The following is a 16,602-nucleotide window of genomic DNA, read 5'->3' as shown; positions in this document are numbered from 1 at the left end:
TCAGGCTCGCCGCCTCGTCCACGGAGTGAGTACGTACTGGATCGCGACCAGCAGCGCGTCCGCGACCAGCGCGAGCAGCAGGGTCAGGACCACGCCGACGATCACCGGCGTCGGGAAGTTGCGCTGGAAACCGTCCGTGAAGAGCTGGCCGAGTCCGCCGTCGCCGATGTAGGTGGCGACGGAGACCAGGGAGATCGACATGACCGTCGCGATCCGCACGCCCGCCATGATCACGGGGAGGGCGAGCGGGAGTTCGACGGTGAGCAGGGTCCGCAGCGGGCGGGTGCCCATCGCCTTGGCGGCTTCCTTGGTCTTCACGGGGACCGAGTCGAGGCCCTCGACCGTGTTCCGGAGCAGGACGACCAGGGTGTAGACCGTCAGGCCGATGACCGTGGTGGTGCGGGTCAGACCGCTCACCGGGAGCAGGAGGACGAAGATCGCGATCGAAGGGATCGTGAAGAGGACGTTCGAGAGGCCGAGAAGCACGCCGCGCAGGGCGCGCACCCGGTGGGCCACGACGGCCAGCGGGAGGGAGATCAGCAGGCCGAAGAAGACGGCCAGCAGCGCGGCCTGGAGGTGGGAGAGGGCGAGGGAGGTGAGGTCGTGGGTGTGGTCGCCTATCCAGGACCAGTCGACGGTCATATCGCCACGCTCGCGGTGCCGTGGGTGCCGTGCGCCTTGCTCGCGTGCTCGTGGATGTCGTCGCGGGAGGTGACGCCGGTGAGTACGCCGTCGGCGTCCACACGCGCCACCAGTCCGGTGGGCGAGGCGATGGACTCGTTGAGCGCCGCCAGCAGGGAGTCGGTGTCCCTGAGCGGTCGTACGGGGAGTTCGGCGTCGTCGGCCGTCGCCCGCCAGTGCCGCGGCTTGCGGGCCTCGTCGAGGACGAGGGTCCAGGCGCCGCCCTCGGGGGCCGGGCCCTGCGGTACGTCGGTGAGGTGCTGGAGCGAGAGGAGCTTGAGGCCCCGCTCGGCGCCGAGGAAGTCGGCGACGAAGTCGTCCGCGGGGCGGGCGAGCAGGTCGGCCGGGGTCGCGCACTGCACCAGATGGCCGCCGGTGCGGAAGATCGCGATCTGGTCGCCGAGCCGGACGGCCTCGTCGATGTCGTGGGTGACGAAGACGATGGTCTTGCTGAGCTCCTTCTGGAGGCGGAGCAGTTCGTCCTGGAGCTGGGTGCGCACGACCGGGTCGACCGCGCCGAAGGGCTCGTCCATGAGCAGGACGGGCGGGTCGGCGGCGAGCGCGCGGGCCACGCCGACGCGCTGCTGCTGGCCGCCGGAGAGCTGGTGCGGGTAGCGCTTGCCCGCATCGGCGGCGAGGCCGACGGTCTCCAGGAGCTCGGCCGCTCGCGCCCTGGCCTTCTTGCGGCCCCAGCCCAGCAGCAGCGGCACGGTGGCGATGTTGTCGAGCACCGTGCGGTGCGGGAAGAGGCCGGCCTGCTGGATGACGTACCCGATGGAGCGGCGCAGTTCGGCCGCGTCCTGATCGAGGACGTCCTTGCCGCCGACGCGGATGGTGCCGGAGGTCGGATCGACCATCCGGTTGATCATCCGGAGGGTGGTGGTCTTACCGCAACCGGAAGATCCGACGAGGACGGTCACGCCGCCTTCCGGCATCTCCAGAGAGAGGTCGTGGACTGCGGTGGTGCCGTTGGGGAAGCGCTTGTGGACCGTGTCGAACTGGATCATGAGGTGTCCCTTGCCCGGTCTGCATATCGTCATGCAGAGTTCTCTGTACCTGAATAGGTTGTCAACGGTCCGGCGTTAATCGCTGGTTACTTATGGCCACCAGGCAAGATCCAATGTCCGGATTGAGGGGAGTTTTTGCTCTATGTCGTCTCGGAATGCGGACACGTCGCGTGCGATGGTGGCCGGTCTCACCGCCGGTCTCGTGGTGCTCGACGGGTGCAGCACCGGTGTCGCCGACATCGTGCGGCTCGCCGACGGGGCCGCGCGGCCCGTTCCCGGCACCGAGGCGATGAAGCGTGTCGAGCAGTCCTGGGACGCCGCCCGGCAGATCGCCGCCACCGGTCGCGTCTACGGGCGCTCCACCGGCGTCGGCGCCAACCGGAACGAGGGCGTGCCGACCGAGGCCGCCGCCGAGCACGGGCTGCGCCTGCTGCGCAGCCATGCCGGTGCCATCGGCGAGGAGCTCCCCGCCCGCCAGGTCCGGGCCATGCTCGCCGTCCGCGCCAACCAGCTCCTGGCGGGCGGAGCGGGCCTGCGGCCCACCGTCGTCACGGCGCTGTGCGAGGCCCTGGAGACCGGCGCGTACCCGGTCGTGAACGAGTTCGGTTCGGTGGGCACGGGGGACATCGCGGCGCTGGCCCAGGTGGGGCTGGCGCTGGTGGGGGAGCATCCCTGGCGGGGGCCGGAGCAGGGTGTGCCGCCCCGGGTGCAGGGTCCGTCGGTCCAGGCCCAGGGGCCGTCGCCGCTCGGTCTCGGGGAGCGGGTGACGTCCTTCGGGGAGGAGGTGTCGTCCGTCGGGCAGGGCCTTCCCCCCGGGCCCCAGCCCCTCGACAACAACGACGCCCTCGCCCTCATCAGCAGCAACGCCCTCACTCTCGGGCAGTCCGCGCTCGCGCTGGACGAGCTGCGGGGGCTGATCGAGGCCACCCAGGTCGTCGCCGCGCTGTCCCTGCTGGCCGTCGACGGATCGCACGAGGCGTACGCGGCGCCCGTACACGCCGCGCGCCCGCACAAGGGCTCGGCCGAAGTCGCGCGCCGGATGCGGGAGTTGATCGGGGCGGCGGACCGGCCCACCCCGCCGCTCGGGCGGATCCAGGACCCGTACGGCTTCCGGTGCGTCCCGCAGATCCACGGGCCCGCGCAGGATGCCGCGGACGCCCTCGAAGAGGTCCTGGTCGTCGAGATCAACGCCGCCGCCGAGAACCCCCTCATCTCGCCCGAGGACATGGCCGCGTACCACCACGGCGGCTTCTACCAGGCGCAACTCGCCCTCGCGCTCGACCACTTCAGGCTCGCCGTCACACAGGTGGCGCGGCTGTCGACCTCCCGGCTCTCCACCCTCAACGAACCCGCCTACACCCGCCTGCGGCCCTTCCTCGCCGACCAAGAGCCCGCGTCCTCCGGCGTGATGATCCTGGAGTACGCCGCCGCGGCCGCCCTCGGCGACCTGCGCGCCTTCTCCGCGCCCGCCTCGCTCGGCCACGCTGTACTCTCCCGGGGCGTCGAGGAACAGGCGAGCTTCGCCTCGCTCGCCGCACGGCAGACACTGCGGGCGTGCGGTGCCTACCGTCTCGTCGTGGGCTGCGAACTGGTCTCCGCCGTACGGGCGCTGCGCCAGCGCGATCTGCGGCCCGACCCTGAGCTCCCGGTCGGACGGGCGATGGAACTGGCCGAGTCCGTGCTCGGCCTGGACCAGACCGACCGGCCGCTGACGGACGACGTGACGGCCGCCGCCGCGCTGCTCGACCGGTTCACGGACATCTGGAGGGGGAACGAGTCATGAGCGTGGACAGGAGCACGGACGTGAGCGCGGAGGCGAAAGCCGGCATGAAGGCCGGGATGAAGGCCGACGTGAACGCCGGCGTGAAGGCCGGCCTGCATGCCGACGAGAGCGTGATGGACAGTCCCGCCGGACGCCTGCAGGCGCTCTTCGAGGGGCACCGGCTGACGCCCACCCAACGGCGCATCGCGCACAGCATGGTGCGCAGCGCCGCCGACGTGCCGTTCCTCTCCAGCGTCGAACTCGCCGAACTCGCCGGGGTCAGCCAGCCCTCCGTCACCCGCTTCGCGGTCGCGCTCGGCTTCGACGGCTACCCGGCGCTGCGCAAGCACCTGCGCGAGGTCGCGCCCACCGAACAGACGGCGGCCCCGGGCTCGTACAACGAGTACCAGCAGGCCGTCGAGGCCGAGATCGAGAACCTGAAGCACCTCGCCGAGGTGCTCGCCGACCCGCGCCCGGTGCAGCGCGCGGGACGGCTGCTCGCCGCCTCCCGTCCGCTCCCGGTGCTCGGACTGCGCGCCGCCGCCTCCCAGGCGTACGGCTTCGCGTACTTCGCCGCCAAGGTCCACCCGGACGTACGGCTGCTGCACGAGGGCGGCACCATGCTGCACGACCGCATCGACGCGGCCGTCCACGCCGGAGCCACCGCCCTGCTCTGCTTCGCGCTGCCCCGCCACCCGCGCGAGGTCGTGGACTCGCTCGCCTACGCCAAGGAGGCCGGGCTGACGGTGGTGACGGTCGCGGACTCCGCGTTCGCGCCGGTCGCCAAGGTCTCGGACCTCCTCCTGCCCGCCGCCGTCGGCACCGGGCTCGCCTTCGACACGGCCTGCTCCCCGATGCTCCTCGGGCGCGTCCTGCTGGAGGCGATGTGCGACGACATCCCGGACGCCCAGACGCGGCTGGAGGAGTTCGACGCGCGGGCGGCGGCCAGGGGCCTGTTCGTGGAGTAGTCACGGTTCGGTGGAGTGGCCCCGCTTCTCAGACTCGTCTCACCTTCGCTCGTTAGCGTGCGCGCCCAAAGACGCTGAAGACGCAAGCGGCTGAAGACGCAAGCACGGGAGGCGGAGAACGTGGCGCGCGGAGGGCAGGGGCTGGCTCGGGTGGCCGTCGTGGTGAGAGCCGGGGCGGCACCACTGTGGTGGTTCGGGGTGTTCGCGGCCGGTATCGGGGTGCTGTTGCCCGGGCTGACCGGACGCAGGATCGGGGTCATGGCCGGCGCCGCGCTGTTCATCCTCGCGGCCGCCGTGGTGGCGTACACCCGCAGAAAGCGGTACGCCGCACTCGTCCGCTCGGCCGCACGCGCGAGCAAGCAGGACGTGCTCCAGGACCGGGCCGTGACGGTACGCAACTGGCGTCGGGGCCATCGCTGGTGGCTGCTGCTCGCCTTCGTGGCCGCGCTCGGCAGCTCCTTCGCGGTGCCCGCCGCGGGCGGCATGCTGCTCGCCGGTGCGGGCGTCGGGCTGTGGCTCAAGGCCGGCTGGCTCGGGCGCCGGGAACGCGCCGAGGAGGCGCTGATCTGGGTGCGCGTCGACTGGCTCGGCCGACGCGCCGGGGCTCCCGCCGGAAAGCCGGTCAAGGCCTGCCGGGCCACCGGAGTGGCGGCCGGTGACGCCGCGCCCGGCGGAGCGCGACGCCGCTGACCCGAGGCGGCGACAGGGGGTCGCTACACCTCGAGGTCCGCCTCGATCCTCTTCAGCTGGTGCCGGGCCATCGCCAGGTTGGACCGCTTGGCGTCGAGCACCAGGTACAGGAAGAGCCCGTTGCCGCCGCGCCCCTTGATCAGCCGGATCAGGTGGTACTGGTCGGACAGCGTGATCAGGATGTCCTCGATCTCGCCCTTCAGTCCGAGGTGCTCCATGGTGCGGATCTTGGCGCGGACGACGTCGGTGTTGCCCGCCGCCGCCACGGTGAGGTCGAAGCCCTTGCTGCCGCCGATCGTGCCCAGCGCCATTCCGCTGGTGTAGTCGACGAGGGCGGCTCCGGTCGCGCCCTCGATCGAGGCGAGTGCTTCCTTCAGCGCGGTTTCGGTGTTGGTCATGGTGGTTCTTCCTTTCGGCTTGTCGGTCCGACTTCTCGGCCCGACCTTCGGTCCGACTCTTCGGTCAGCTTTCCGATGCGGTGGGGGCGTTGGGGGTGGGGGTCGGGGGCGTGCGGGGAGTGCCGCGCGCCGTACGGGTGCGCGTCGGCATGGAGGCGGCCCGCGTGGGAGCCCGCGCCGGGGCGACCGGTTCGCCGCGCGCCGTCGCGGCCTCCACGAGCTCGCCGATCCGGGTGCCGGAACGGCGCCCCTCCAGATGCAGCCGGCCGACGTTGACCCGGTCCTGGGCCAGCAGCGTCAGCACGGCGGAGCCGCCCGCCGCGTACGTCGCCACATAGCCGTCGACGCCGCGCACCAGCAGCTCGCGGAACTCGCCCTGCCCGGTGGCGTCCGCCATCCGCACGGCCACCCCCAGCGCGGCCGCGGTGAGCGCGGCCACGCCCTCGGGCTCCACTCCGGGTGTGTCGTGGGCGAGTACGAGTCCGTCGACGCTGGCCGCCAGCGCACCGGTCAGCTGGGGCACGCGGGCCCTCAACCGGTGCAGCTCGTCGAGGACTTCGGGTTCCGCCGCCATCAGCAGTCTCCTCTCGGCACGCTGTCGCAGCGCGCGGATCACAGGGCCTCCAGCGCGTCTCGGAGCCGGCGCAACAACGCGACGTCGGGATCGGCGGAAGGCTGGGTGAGCACCTTGGGCAACGGCGCACGCTCCGGCGCGTTCGCCGCCGTGACGAGCCCGGCCGCGGCCAGCCGGCGGACGTCGACGAGGGTGTGGAACGCGGGCCGCCCCAGGGCGAGCGAGATGTCCGACGCCGTCCGCAGACCGTCCACCCGGCCGAGCACGGACCACTGGCGCAGGGGGACCGACGGCTCGGCGGCGCGCCGGGCGCGCGCCAACGGGGCGGTGTCCGTCGCCGGGTCGGGCCAGACCCGGTGCAGCAGCTGGCGACGGCGCAGCGTCTCACGCTCCACCGCGGCCACGGGCACGGGACGCACGGGGCCGAGCCAGTGCGCGGCCCCGTACCGGAACCGGGCCGGAGTGCTGCTCGGCCCCAGCACGAAGTACGCCGCGTCGTACAGCGCCCCGAGATGGCACAGCTCCAGCGCGCCCTCGGCGATCCGCCCGCGCTCGACCAGGAACCGCCCGACCCGCCGCCGCGCCCCGGCCTCGGCGACCGCCTCCCGCCAGGACTCGGCCGCCAGCACTCCGCGCGCGGTGAGCAGCACGTCGAGCGAGGGCGTGGCGGGGCTCTCGGCATGCACGACCTCTCCGTCACAGAGGTAGAGCACCCCGCGCTCGCGCACCAGCACGCCGGTGGCCCGCTCGGCGGCGAGTCGGCTGAGCATGGGCGAGAGGCCGACGGGGACCGCCGCCCTGTCGTTGTCGTTGGTGTTGTTGTTTTTGTCGTTGTTGCGGTCGTGGTCCTGGCCGCTGTCCTTGTGCACGGCGAGTTCGAGTGCGGGCGGTGTTCTGACCGTCGTCATCCCAGTACCAGCCGTCCGGCCATCTCACCGAGCCGGATCCGGGCCAGCGCGAGATTGCCGTCCGCCCGGTCCAGCCACAGATGCAGGAACACGCTGCTGTCGAACGTGGTCCTGACGAACCGCAGCAGGTGGTAGCTGTCACGGTTGCTGACGATCAGGTCCTCGACCGGGGTCTCCTGCTCGGACCAGTCGGACCCGTCGGACGGGGCGAACGCCTTGTGCTCCGCGGCGAGCCGGGCGAGCTCGGCCGCCTCCGCCGCGGTCGTCTCGTGGTCACCGCCCGGGGCGTCCCCGACCGTGCCCAGGGCCAGCCCGCTGGTCCAGTCGACCACCGCGGCGCCCCGGGCACCGGGCAGTCGCATGGCTTCCAGTAGGCACTCGTCGATTCCGGGCACCACGTATCCCCTCCCGCCAAAGGGTTCGGCCGAGTGACGCCGAAGTTACGCAACGTGTGCGCGACGGGTGAGGGATCTGGCATTTTCCTGTGGAACATGCGCGCGGTGGCTAAGGTGGGTCAACTGACCATATTTTCAGTCCTCTTGGCGCTGTTCGGATGCCGGTCAGGGCCCGTTGCGAAGGCGCGCCAGGGGGCGCTCGCAGGTCCGCGGGGGTGTGCGGGAGGCCACGCACGCCGTGTTCTCTTTCGGGGTGCCAGGCGCCAGGCGCCAGGCGCCAGGCGCCAGGCGCCAGGTGCCAGGTGCCAGGTGCCGGGCGTCGGGGGCTACAGCGCCGTGAGTGCCGTCGGTCGCGCGCCGCCCGACTCCGCGACGATCTCCTCGACGCCTTGCGGCTCCCGTACGACCGCGAACCGCACGTCCCTGCCCCCGTTGCCGCCCTCGACCGGCGCGAAGCCGTAAACGCCCGGCCGGGCCAGGGAGTTGTACGCGTAATGATGGGCGAAGTAGTACGCGCCCGTGTCCAACGCCGCCGCGTAGTCACCCTGTTCGAGCAGCGGGAGCGCGCGCCCCTCGGCGAGCAGGTCGCCCGCGAAACAGGCGGGCCCCGCGATGTCCTGGACGACGTCCGGCCCCGCCTTGGGGCGCCCCTTCGTGTCGTACGCGGCGATCCGCAGCGGCCAGGACCCGGGTGCGTACACCGTGCGGGTCGCGATCTGCACCCCGGCGTGGGTCACCGCGACCGGCCGGCCTCCGGCGGACTTCGCGTACTCGACCCGCGCGATCACGGTCCCGTGCTTGGCCAGCAGCGACCGCCCGAACTCGGTGACCAGCCCGTACCGCCCGTCGAAGAGCCCTGGCACCGCCTCGGCGAGCAGCCGCGCGTACTGCGCGTACGTCGGGGTCGTGACGTCGGAGCCGAAGTTGACCGGCAGTCCGCCGCCGATGTCGAGCGTGTCGATCTGCCGCCGCCCGACACGCCGGTTGATCTCCTCGGCGAGCGCGTACGTCTCCGCGATCCCCCGCGCCATCAGCGAGAGAGGGATGCCCTGCGATCCTGTGTGCGCGTGCAGCCGGGTCAGCCACGGACGGTCGGCGTACGCCTGGACGATCCACTCCCGGGCACCCTCGTCGCGCAGCGCGACCCCGAACTTCGAGGTCGCCGTCGCCGTGGACAACGCCTCGATGGATCCCCCGCCGACCTGCGGGTTCACCCGGATTCCGATGGGGGAGCGGGGGTGCGGGGATCCCGCGGGACCGCCGTTCGGCCCGTTGGGCAGGTCTCCCGCCAGGCCGTCGATGCGGTCCAGCTCCTGCGGATTGTCCGCGTTGACGGCGATGCCCAGCGCCAGCGCCTCGCGCAGTTCGGCGATCGTCTTGGCGGGTGAGTCGAGCACGGTCTCGGAGGGTGGCACTCCGGCCGCGCGTGCGAGGGCGAGCTCGCCGGGGCTCGCGACCTCCGCGCCGATGCCGTGCTCGTGCAGCAGTCGCAGTACGGGCACCAGGGGGGTCGCCTTCACCGCGAAGGCGTGCAGCACGGGTGTGCCCGGCGCCGTCACCGCGTCGAAGGCGGCCCGCAGCTCCGCCACCGAGGCCTTGATGCCGGGAACGTCGAGGAGGGCGATGATGGGGGCCTCGGGCCCCAGCAGTCCATGCTCCACAGCAGCCCGGACGGCGTCGTCGCGCCGCGCCACGCGATCGGAGCCGGACTCGCCCCCGCCCGCCGAAGACGCCCCGCCCGCCGAAGACGCCTCACCCGAAGACGCCCCGCCCGCCGAAGCCTCACCCGAAGGCGCCGCCGCTGAAGACATCCCGGTCGATGGTGTCCCCGTCGAAGGCACCCTGGTTCCTGCTGCTCCATCGCTCACTGAATCCTCCGTCGTGTCCCTGTCTGTGCCCATACATCCCAGCCAAACACCCGCGCCACGCCCCCGCTGGCCCACTCATCTATTGACTAGCTCTATTCAAGAAGTCAGGATGTGAATATCTACTGCAACAGTCCGCTAGGAGGCAGACCATGTCAGGACCCCGCCCCGTCCGAGCGCCGCGCGGTACGGAACTGAGTGCCCTGGGATGGCAGCAGGAAGCCGCCCTGCGGATGCTGCAGAACAACCTCGACCCCGAGGTCGCCGAGCACCCCGACAAGCTCGTCGTCTACGGCGGCACCGGCAAGGCCGCCCGTGACTGGCGCTCCTTCGACGCCATGGTCCGCACGCTGCGGACCCTCAAGCAGGACGAGACGATGCTCGTCCAGTCCGGCCGCCCCGTCGGTGTCATGCAGACCCACGAGTGGGCCCCGCGCGTCCTCATCGCCAACTCCAACCTGGTCGGCGACTGGGCCAACTGGGAGGAGTTCCGCCGTCTGGAGGCCCTCGGCCTCACCATGTACGGCCAGATGACCGCCGGCTCCTGGATCTACATCGGCACCCAGGGCATCCTCCAGGGCACCTACGAGACCTTCGCCGCCGTCGCCGCCAAGAAGTTCAACGGCACGCTCGCGGGCACCATCACCCTGACCGCGGGCCTCGGCGGCATGGGCGGCGCCCAGCCGCTCGCCGTGACGATGAACGACGGCGTCGCGATCTGTATCGACGTCGACCCGCGCGCCATCGAGCGCCGCATCGAGCACCGCTACCTGGACGTGAAGGCCGACTCCCTGGAGCACGCCCTCCAGCTCGCCGTCGAGGCCCGCGACCAGCGCAAGCCGCTCTCCATCGGCCTCCTGGGCAACGCCGCCGAGCTGCTGCCCCGCATGCTCGCCGAGAGCGCCCCCATCGACATCGTGACCGACCAGACCTCGGCCCACGACCCGCTGGCCTACCTCCCCACCGGCATCGACTTCGACGACATGGCCGACGCGGCCGCCAAGGACCCGGCGGGCTTCACCACCCGCGCCCGTGAGTCCATGGCCAAGCACGTCGAGGCGATGGTCGGCTTCATGGACGCCGGCGCCGAGGTCTTCGACTACGGCAACTCGATCCGCGGCGAGGCCCAGCTCGCCGGGTACGAGCGGGCGTTCGCCTTCCCCGGCTTCGTCCCCGCCTACATCCGCCCCCTCTTCTCCGAGGGCAAGGGCCCCTTCCGCTGGGCGGCCCTGTCCGGCGAGGCCTCCGACATCCACAAGACGGACAAGGCGATCCTCGACCTCTTCCCCGAGAACGAGTCCCTGCACCGCTGGATCAAGATGGCGGGGGAGAGGGTTCACTTCCAGGGCCTGCCCGCCCGCATCTGCTGGCTCGGCTACGGCGAGCGCGACAAGGCCGGCGAGCGCTTCAACGACATGGTCGCCTCCGGTGAATTGGCCGCGCCCCTCGCCATCGGCCGCGACCACCTCGACTCCGGCTCCGTCGCCTCCCCGTACCGCGAGACCGAGGCCATGCTCGACGGCTCCGACGCGATCGCCGACTGGCCGCTGCTCAACGCCATGGTGAACGTCGCCTCCGGCGCCTCCTGGGTCTCCATCCACCACGGCGGCGGCGTCGGCATGGGCCGCTCCATCCACGCCGGCCAGGTCTCCGTCGCCGACGGCACCAAGCTGGCCGGCGAGAAGCTCCGCCGCGTCCTCACCAACGACCCCGGCATGGGCGTCATCCGTCACGTCGACGCCGGCTACGACATCGCCGAGACCACCGCCGACGAGCGCGGCGTGCGCATCCCGATGCGCGAAGGCGACGAGGACGGCACCGCGTGACCTTCCACAGCATGTGGGCGGAGCTGCTGCCGATCGGCCGCAGCTCCGCCTCCGGCGGCTACCGCCGCTTCGCCTGGACCGAGGCCGACGCCGACTGCCGGGCCTGGTTCCGGGCCCAGGCCGAGTCCCGCGGGCTGCGCTACGAGCTGGACCGCAACGGCAACCAGTGGGCCTGGCTCGGCGACCCCGCCGAGGGCGACGCCGTCGTCACCGGGTCCCACCTGGACTCCGTGCCCGACGGCGGGGCCTTCGACGGGCCCCTCGGCGTCGTGTCGTCCTTCGCCGCCCTGGACGAACTGCGCGCCAGGAAGGCCGAGCTCACCCGCCCCCTCGCCCTCGTCAACTTCGGCGACGAGGAGGGCGCCCGCTTCGGACTCGCCTGCGTCGGCTCCCGGCTGGCCGCCGGACAACTCACCGTCGAGCAGGCGCACCGGCTGACCGACGGCGACGGCATCACGCTCCCGCAGGCCATGGAGCGCGCCGGATACGACCCCGACACCATCGGTCCCGACCCCGAGCGCCTCGCCCGCATCGGCGCCTTCGTCGAACTGCACGTCGAGCAGGGCCGCGCCCTCGACCTCAGTGGCGACCAGGTCGGCATCGCCAGCGCCATCTGGCCGCACGGCCGCTGGCGCTTCGACTTCCGGGGCGAGGCCAACCACGCGGGCACCACCCGGCTCGTCGACCGCCGCGACCCGATGCTGTCGTACGCCGAGACCGTGCTCGCCGCCCGCCGGGAGGCCCAGCTCGCCGGTGCCGTCGCCACCTTCGGCAAGATCTCCGTCGAGCCGAACGGCGTGAACGCCATCCCCTCCCTCGTGCGCGGCTGGCTCGACTCCCGCGCCGCCGACCAGGCGACCCTCGACACGGTCGTCACCGGCGTCGAGAAGGCCGCCCGCGAGTACGCGGAGGCCCAGGGCGTCGAACTCGACGTCGTCCGCGAGTCGTTCACCCCCGTCGTCGAGTTCGAGCACGCCCTGCGCGACGAGCTCGCCCGCATCCTGGGCAAGGACGGGGAAGAGGCCGCGGGACTCACGGTTCCCGTCCTGGGCACGGGCGCCGGACACGACGCCGGAATTCTCTCCGGGACCGTCCCGACCGCCATGCTGTTCGTACGCAACCCCACGGGTGTCTCGCACTCCCCGGCCGAGTACGCCGCCGAGGACGACTGCGTGGCCGGGGTGACCGCACTCGCCGACGTACTCGAAGGGCTGGCCTGCAGGTGACGCAGACGTACTGGCTTGAACACGCCTGGCTCGACACCCATGTCGAGCCGGGCGTGGCCCTGGACGTGACGGACGGGCGGATCACCGCCGTCCGCGAGAACACCGCCACCCCGCCCCCCGGCGCCGAGATCCTCCGCGGACTCACCCTCCCCGGCCTCGCCAACGCCCACTCGCACGCCTTCCACCGCGCCCTGCGCGGCACCGTCCAGGTCGGCTCCGGCACCTTCTGGACCTGGCGCGAGATCATGTACTCCTTCGCGGACAGGCTGACGCCGGACACCTACCACGCGCTCGCCCGCACCGTGTACGCGGAGATGGCGCTCGCGGGCGTCACAGCCGTCGGCGAGTTCCACTACGTGCACCACGCCCCCGGCGGCACCCCGTACGCCGACCCGAACGCGATGGGCGAGGCGCTCGTCGCGGCCGCGGACGAGGCCGGCATCCGGATCACCCTCCTCGACACGGCATACGTGTCCGCCGGCTTCGGACAGCCGCCCAACCACCACCAGCTCCGCTTCTCCGACGGCAGCGCCGAGGCCTGGGCGGAACGCTCTTCACTTCTCAAGGACCGCGATCACGCACGGATCGGTGCCGCCATCCACTCCGTACGGGCCGTGCCCGCCGGACAGCTGGCGACGGTCGCGCGCTGGGCCGAGGAGCGGCAGGCCCCGCTGCACGTGCATCTGTCGGAGCAGACGGCGGAGAACGACGCCTGCCAGGCCGCCCACGGGTGCACCCCGACGCGGCTCCTCGCCGACCACGGCGTGCTCGGCCCCCGCACGACCGGCGTCCACAACACGCACCTCACGGACGAGGACATCGCGCTGCTGGGCGACTCCCGGACGGGCACATGCATGTGCCCGACGACGGAACGGGACCTGGCGGACGGCATCGGCCCCGCCGTCGCCCTCCAGCGAGCCGGCTCGCCCCTCTCCCTCGGCTCCGACAGCCACGCCGTCATCGACCTCCTCGAAGAGGCCCGCGCGATGGAGCTGAACGAGCGCCTGCGCACCCGCACCCGCGGTCACTGGACGGCGGCCGCCCTGCTGCGCGCCGCCTCCGCCGACGGCCACGCGGCCCTCGGCTGGCAGGACGCGGGTAGCCTCGAGGCGGGCGCGCTCGCCGACTTCACGACGATCGCCCTCGACTCGGTCAGGACAGCGGGACCGGTGCCGCGCCTGGGCGCCGAGACGGCCGTATTCGCGGCGACGGCGGCCGACGTACGGCACACGGTCGTGGGCGGCCGGCATGTCGTACGCGACGGGGCGCACGCTCTTGTTCCCGATGTGCCGCAGGCCCTCGCGCAGGCAGTCGAAGCCCTGCGCGCCTAGAGACGACCGCCGAACTCCGCCCCCACGAGGACGCCATGAGCAGCATCACCGGCACGACCACCGTCATCACCAACATCGCCAGTCTGGTCACCAACGATCCCTCCCTTGGCGACGGATCCCCCCTCGGTCTGATCCAGGACGCGGCCGTCGTCATCGAAGGCGACCGCATCGCGTGGACCGGTGACTCAAGAAAAGCACCCGCCACTGACAACCGGGTCGACGCCGGTGGCCGGGCCGTGATTCCGGGCTTCGTGGACTCCCACTCGCACCTCGTCTTCGCGGGCGACCGCACCCAGGAGTTCAACGCCCGCATGTCGGGCCGCGGCTATACGGCGGGCGGCATCCGCACCACCGTCGCCGCCACCCGCGCCGCCAGTGACGAGGACCTGGAGCGCAACCTCACGCACTACCTCCACGAGGCCCTGCGCCAGGGCACCACCACCTTCGAGACCAAGTCGGGCTACGGCCTCACCGTCGAGGACGAGGCCCGCGCGCTGCGCATCGCGGCGGCACACACCGACGAGGTCACCTACCTCGGCGCGCACATCGTCTCCCCGGACTACGCCGACGACCCGGCCGCGTACGTGGCCCTGGTGACCGGCGAGATGCTCGACGCCTGTGCCCCGTACGCCCGTTGGATCGACGTCTTCTGCGAGAAGGGCGCCTTCGACGGCGACCAGGCCCGCGCGATCCTCACCGCAGGCAAGGCGAAGGGCCTGCACCCGCGCGTCCACGCCAACCAACTCTCGTACGGCCCCGGCGTCCAGCTCGCCGTCGAACTCGACGCGGCGAGCGCCGACCACTGCACCCACCTCACGGACGCGGACGTCGAGGCCCTGGCGAACGGCCGCACGGTCGCGACCCTGCTCCCCGGCGCCGAGTTCTCCACCCGCGCCGAGTGGCCGGACGCCCGCCGCGTCCTGGACGCGGGCGTGACCGTCGCCCTCTCCACCGACTGCAACCCGGGCTCGTCCTTCACCTCCTCCGTCCCGTTCTGCATCGCGCTGGCGGTACGGGACATGGGGATGACCCCGGACGAGGCGGTCTGGTCGGCCACGGCGGGCGGCGCGGCGGCCCTGCGCCGCACGGACATCGGCCGTCTCACCGTCGGCGCCCGCGCCGACCTCGCCCTCCTGGACGCGCCCAGCCACGTCCACCTCGCCTACCGGCCGGGTGTACCGCTGGTCACCGGCGTCTGGCGGCGCGGCGCACGCGAGGTCTGACACCGGGGTCACGAGTCCGAGGCCGCGAGGCCGGGGTCACGGCGCCTGGGTCACGAGGCCCCCGCCCGCCACCGCTGACTCGTGCCCCCGTCGAGCGGCAGCAGGGACAGGCCGTCGCCGCCGCTCGGGGTGACCGCGGTCTCGACGGCGATGGACGGGCGGATCACGCCGTCGTCGTCCACGGTGAACCTCAGATTCTGGCCGTGGCTGCCGTCGATCGAGCCGCAGTCCCAGATCCCGACGCCGTTGTCGATGGAGCCGCGGCTGTCGAGACAGAGGTCGGAGTCGGCGTACGACTGCAGGACGCCGCGGCCGGAGTCGACCCGCCACCGCTGGGTGCGGGCCGAGGTACAGGGCGCCGTGACGACGTCCGTGCCCTGCGTCAGATCGCCGTCGCGGATGTCCAGGCACAGGCCCGAGGCGAGGTTCACGACCTGGGCGTAGCTGCTGCCCGGCGGGTAGGCCGGGGCGGGCGTGGGGGACGGCGTCGGACGGGCCGATCTCGAGAGGGAGGGGCTCGGGCTCCGCGTCGGGGAAGGGGACTCGCTGGTCGCGGAGGGCAGCGGGGCCGGGGGCGAGGGGGTCGCCGAGACGGTCGCCGTCACCGTCACCTGCGGCACGCTCGACGGGGTGGTGACCGAGCCCGCCGTGTTCTGGGACGGCGAGCCGCCCGACGACAGCACGACGAACAGCAGCGGCACCAGGGCGACGCCGAGGGCCGCCGCCGAGGTGAGGACGAAACGGCGGGACGGCGGCCAGGGCCCCGACGAGGCGGGGACGCCGGGCCGGGGTTCGCCCGCCTCGCTCATGACGTACGCCGTGCCCGCCCACGGCAGCAGCCCCTCGGCCAGCGCGGTGCGCGGATGGTCGCGCAGGGCGGACAGCTCCTCGTACGCCGTCGTGCAGTGCGCGCAGTGCGCCATGTGGGCGTGCAGATCGGGGCTGGAACGGGGGTTGTCCGGCCGTAGCGACTCCTCGATCAGCCGCCGGAAGTCCCCGCAGCGCGGGTCGTCGGAGGCGGCGAGCCGGAACTTCAGACAGGCCTGGCCCAGGGCGTGCAGCGCGGGCTGCGCGCCGTACGTCACGTCCTCACGGGTGAGGCCGAGCAGGACGGCCGCCCGGTCGGCGGGTTCCTCTTCCACGACCCCGTACCAGAGCAGGCCCTGGGTACGGGACGGGAGGGACTGGAACGGGGCGAGCAGGGGCGGCACGGGCCCGCCGGGGCCCGCCGCGCTCAGCACGAGGAGCAGACCGGGGTCGAGGCCTGCGGCCCGTTCGTCCCTCGCCCACGAGGCGGCCACCTGCCCCGCCAGCAGCAGGAGCCGGTGGCGCCAGGGGACGCTCGGGTTCGAGCCGCGTGCCGTCTCCTGGGCCGCCAGGGTGAACGCCTGTGCCGCGAGCTGTCCTGCGGCCGACTCGCTGCGGGTGCACAGGCGGGCGTAGGCGAGGACGGACGGGCGGTGCCGCTCGCGGAGTTCCTGGAGGGCCGGATACGCGCTGGGGGTGTCGGCGCTCAGCAGTTCGGTGAGCCGCGTGTCGGACGCGCCCGCGTGGACCCCGCTGCCTTCGCTCATCACTCGTCCTCGTCCTGACGTACCAGCCAGTTTGGAGTGACCATCGTGACGAGAGTGGCCCTTTGAGGAAAGAGGTTTGAGGAAAGAGGGGGAGAGAGAAGAGAGGTTTCTTCGGGTAACAGTTCGAGATGTCGACGGTCGATGGACCATGCGGCCCGGCGCCGAGGGCGTCGG

General features: G+C 72.5%; 15 protein-coding genes. 7 read left to right on the top strand and 8 right to left on the bottom strand.

Annotation, left to right across the window (positions count from 1 at the left end; genetic code table 11):
* Positions 1–642 carry an ABC transporter permease gene (locus ACIRA5_RS08605; RefSeq protein ID WP_099922288.1) on the bottom strand — a complete coding sequence of 214 codons (642 nt, stop codon included), beginning with the start codon at positions 640–642 and terminating at the stop codon, positions 1–3.
* The gene (locus tag ACIRA5_RS08600) at positions 639–1,688 is read right to left on the bottom strand and encodes an ABC transporter ATP-binding protein (RefSeq protein WP_403689723.1); all 1,050 of its coding nucleotides are present in this window, start codon (positions 1,686–1,688) and stop codon (positions 639–641) included. Before ACIRA5_RS08600 ends, ACIRA5_RS08605 begins: the two co-directional genes overlap by 4 nt.
* Before the next feature lie 142 nt (positions 1,689–1,830).
* Here ACIRA5_RS08600 and ACIRA5_RS08595 point away from each other — a divergent pair, with 142 nt between their 5' ends.
* The 3 genes from ACIRA5_RS08595 to ACIRA5_RS08585 all read left to right on the top strand — a co-directional run bounded on the left by ACIRA5_RS08595 (position 1,831) and on the right by ACIRA5_RS08585 (position 5,108).
* On the top strand, positions 1,831–3,471 hold the full coding sequence (locus ACIRA5_RS08595; RefSeq protein ID WP_403688769.1) for an aromatic amino acid ammonia-lyase: 1,641 nt from the start codon (positions 1,831–1,833) through the stop codon (positions 3,469–3,471).
* 113 nt (positions 3,472–3,584) lie between these two features.
* The gene (locus ACIRA5_RS08590; protein WP_261687714.1) at positions 3,585–4,418 is read left to right on the top strand and encodes a MurR/RpiR family transcriptional regulator; all 834 of its coding nucleotides are present in this window, start codon (positions 3,585–3,587) and stop codon (positions 4,416–4,418) included.
* 120 nt (positions 4,419–4,538) lie between these two features.
* Positions 4,539–5,108: a hypothetical protein gene (locus ACIRA5_RS08585; RefSeq protein ID WP_403688767.1), complete on the top strand. Its 570-nt coding sequence runs from the start codon at positions 4,539–4,541 to the stop codon at positions 5,106–5,108.
* Positions 5,109–5,131: 23 nt separating this feature from the next.
* Here ACIRA5_RS08585 and ACIRA5_RS08580 read toward each other — a convergent pair whose 3' ends face one another.
* The 5 genes from ACIRA5_RS08580 to ACIRA5_RS08560 all read right to left on the bottom strand — a co-directional run bounded on the left by ACIRA5_RS08580 (position 5,132) and on the right by ACIRA5_RS08560 (position 9,194).
* A complete protein-coding gene (locus tag ACIRA5_RS08580; protein ID WP_054231414.1) occupies positions 5,132–5,506 on the bottom strand; it encodes a hypothetical protein in 375 nt (124 codons plus the stop codon).
* 64 nt (positions 5,507–5,570) lie between these two features.
* Positions 5,571–6,080, bottom strand: coding sequence for a roadblock/LC7 domain-containing protein (locus tag ACIRA5_RS08575; protein ID WP_403688764.1), 510 nt, complete (start codon positions 6,078–6,080; stop codon positions 5,571–5,573).
* Positions 6,081–6,118: 38 nt separating this feature from the next.
* Positions 6,119–6,850 carry a transcriptional regulator gene (locus ACIRA5_RS08570; protein WP_403689720.1) on the bottom strand — a complete coding sequence of 244 codons (732 nt, stop codon included), beginning with the start codon at positions 6,848–6,850 and terminating at the stop codon, positions 6,119–6,121.
* Between the two features lie 134 nt (positions 6,851–6,984).
* Positions 6,985–7,383, bottom strand: a complete 399-nt coding sequence (locus ACIRA5_RS08565; protein WP_054236907.1) for a hypothetical protein — start codon at positions 7,381–7,383, stop codon at positions 6,985–6,987.
* 326 nt (positions 7,384–7,709) lie between these two features.
* Positions 7,710–9,194, bottom strand: coding sequence for a diaminopimelate decarboxylase (locus ACIRA5_RS08560; RefSeq protein ID WP_403688761.1), 1,485 nt, complete (start codon positions 9,192–9,194; stop codon positions 7,710–7,712).
* Positions 9,195–9,400: 206 nt separating this feature from the next.
* On the opposite strand from ACIRA5_RS08560, the gene hutU reads away from it, so the two are divergent.
* From hutU to hutI, 4 genes are read left to right on the top strand one after another with little or no spacing between them, the layout of a single operon-like run.
* Positions 9,401–11,074: a urocanate hydratase gene (gene hutU, locus ACIRA5_RS08555; protein WP_403688758.1), complete on the top strand. Its 1,674-nt coding sequence runs from the start codon at positions 9,401–9,403 to the stop codon at positions 11,072–11,074.
* Entirely contained in the window at positions 11,071–12,300 is a 1,230-nt protein-coding gene (locus tag ACIRA5_RS08550; RefSeq protein WP_403688755.1) for an allantoate amidohydrolase, read from the top strand. The genes hutU and ACIRA5_RS08550 overlap by 4 nt, the downstream gene beginning before the upstream one ends.
* Positions 12,291–13,631 carry a formimidoylglutamate deiminase gene (locus tag ACIRA5_RS08545; RefSeq protein ID WP_403689717.1) on the top strand — a complete coding sequence of 447 codons (1,341 nt, stop codon included), beginning with the start codon at positions 12,291–12,293 and terminating at the stop codon, positions 13,629–13,631. Before ACIRA5_RS08550 ends, ACIRA5_RS08545 begins: the two co-directional genes overlap by 10 nt.
* Before the next feature lie 35 nt (positions 13,632–13,666).
* The gene (gene hutI, locus ACIRA5_RS08540) at positions 13,667–14,854 is read left to right on the top strand and encodes an imidazolonepropionase (RefSeq protein WP_403688753.1); all 1,188 of its coding nucleotides are present in this window, start codon (positions 13,667–13,669) and stop codon (positions 14,852–14,854) included.
* Positions 14,855–14,904: 50 nt separating this feature from the next.
* Here the strand turns inward: hutI and ACIRA5_RS08535 are convergent, their stop codons facing one another.
* Complete coding sequence (locus tag ACIRA5_RS08535) at positions 14,905–16,428, bottom strand: RICIN domain-containing protein (RefSeq protein ID WP_403688752.1); 1,524 nt, start codon at positions 16,426–16,428, stop codon at positions 14,905–14,907.
* Between the last annotated feature and the right edge of the window lie 174 nt (positions 16,429–16,602).

The sequence above is a fragment of the Streptomyces sp. NPDC096311 genome, assembly GCF_044763085.1.
Taxonomy (GTDB): domain Bacteria; phylum Actinomycetota; class Actinomycetes; order Streptomycetales; family Streptomycetaceae; genus Streptomyces.
The sequence above is the reverse complement of the archived record's forward strand: the minus strand, read 5'-3'. Positions and strand labels throughout refer to the sequence as shown.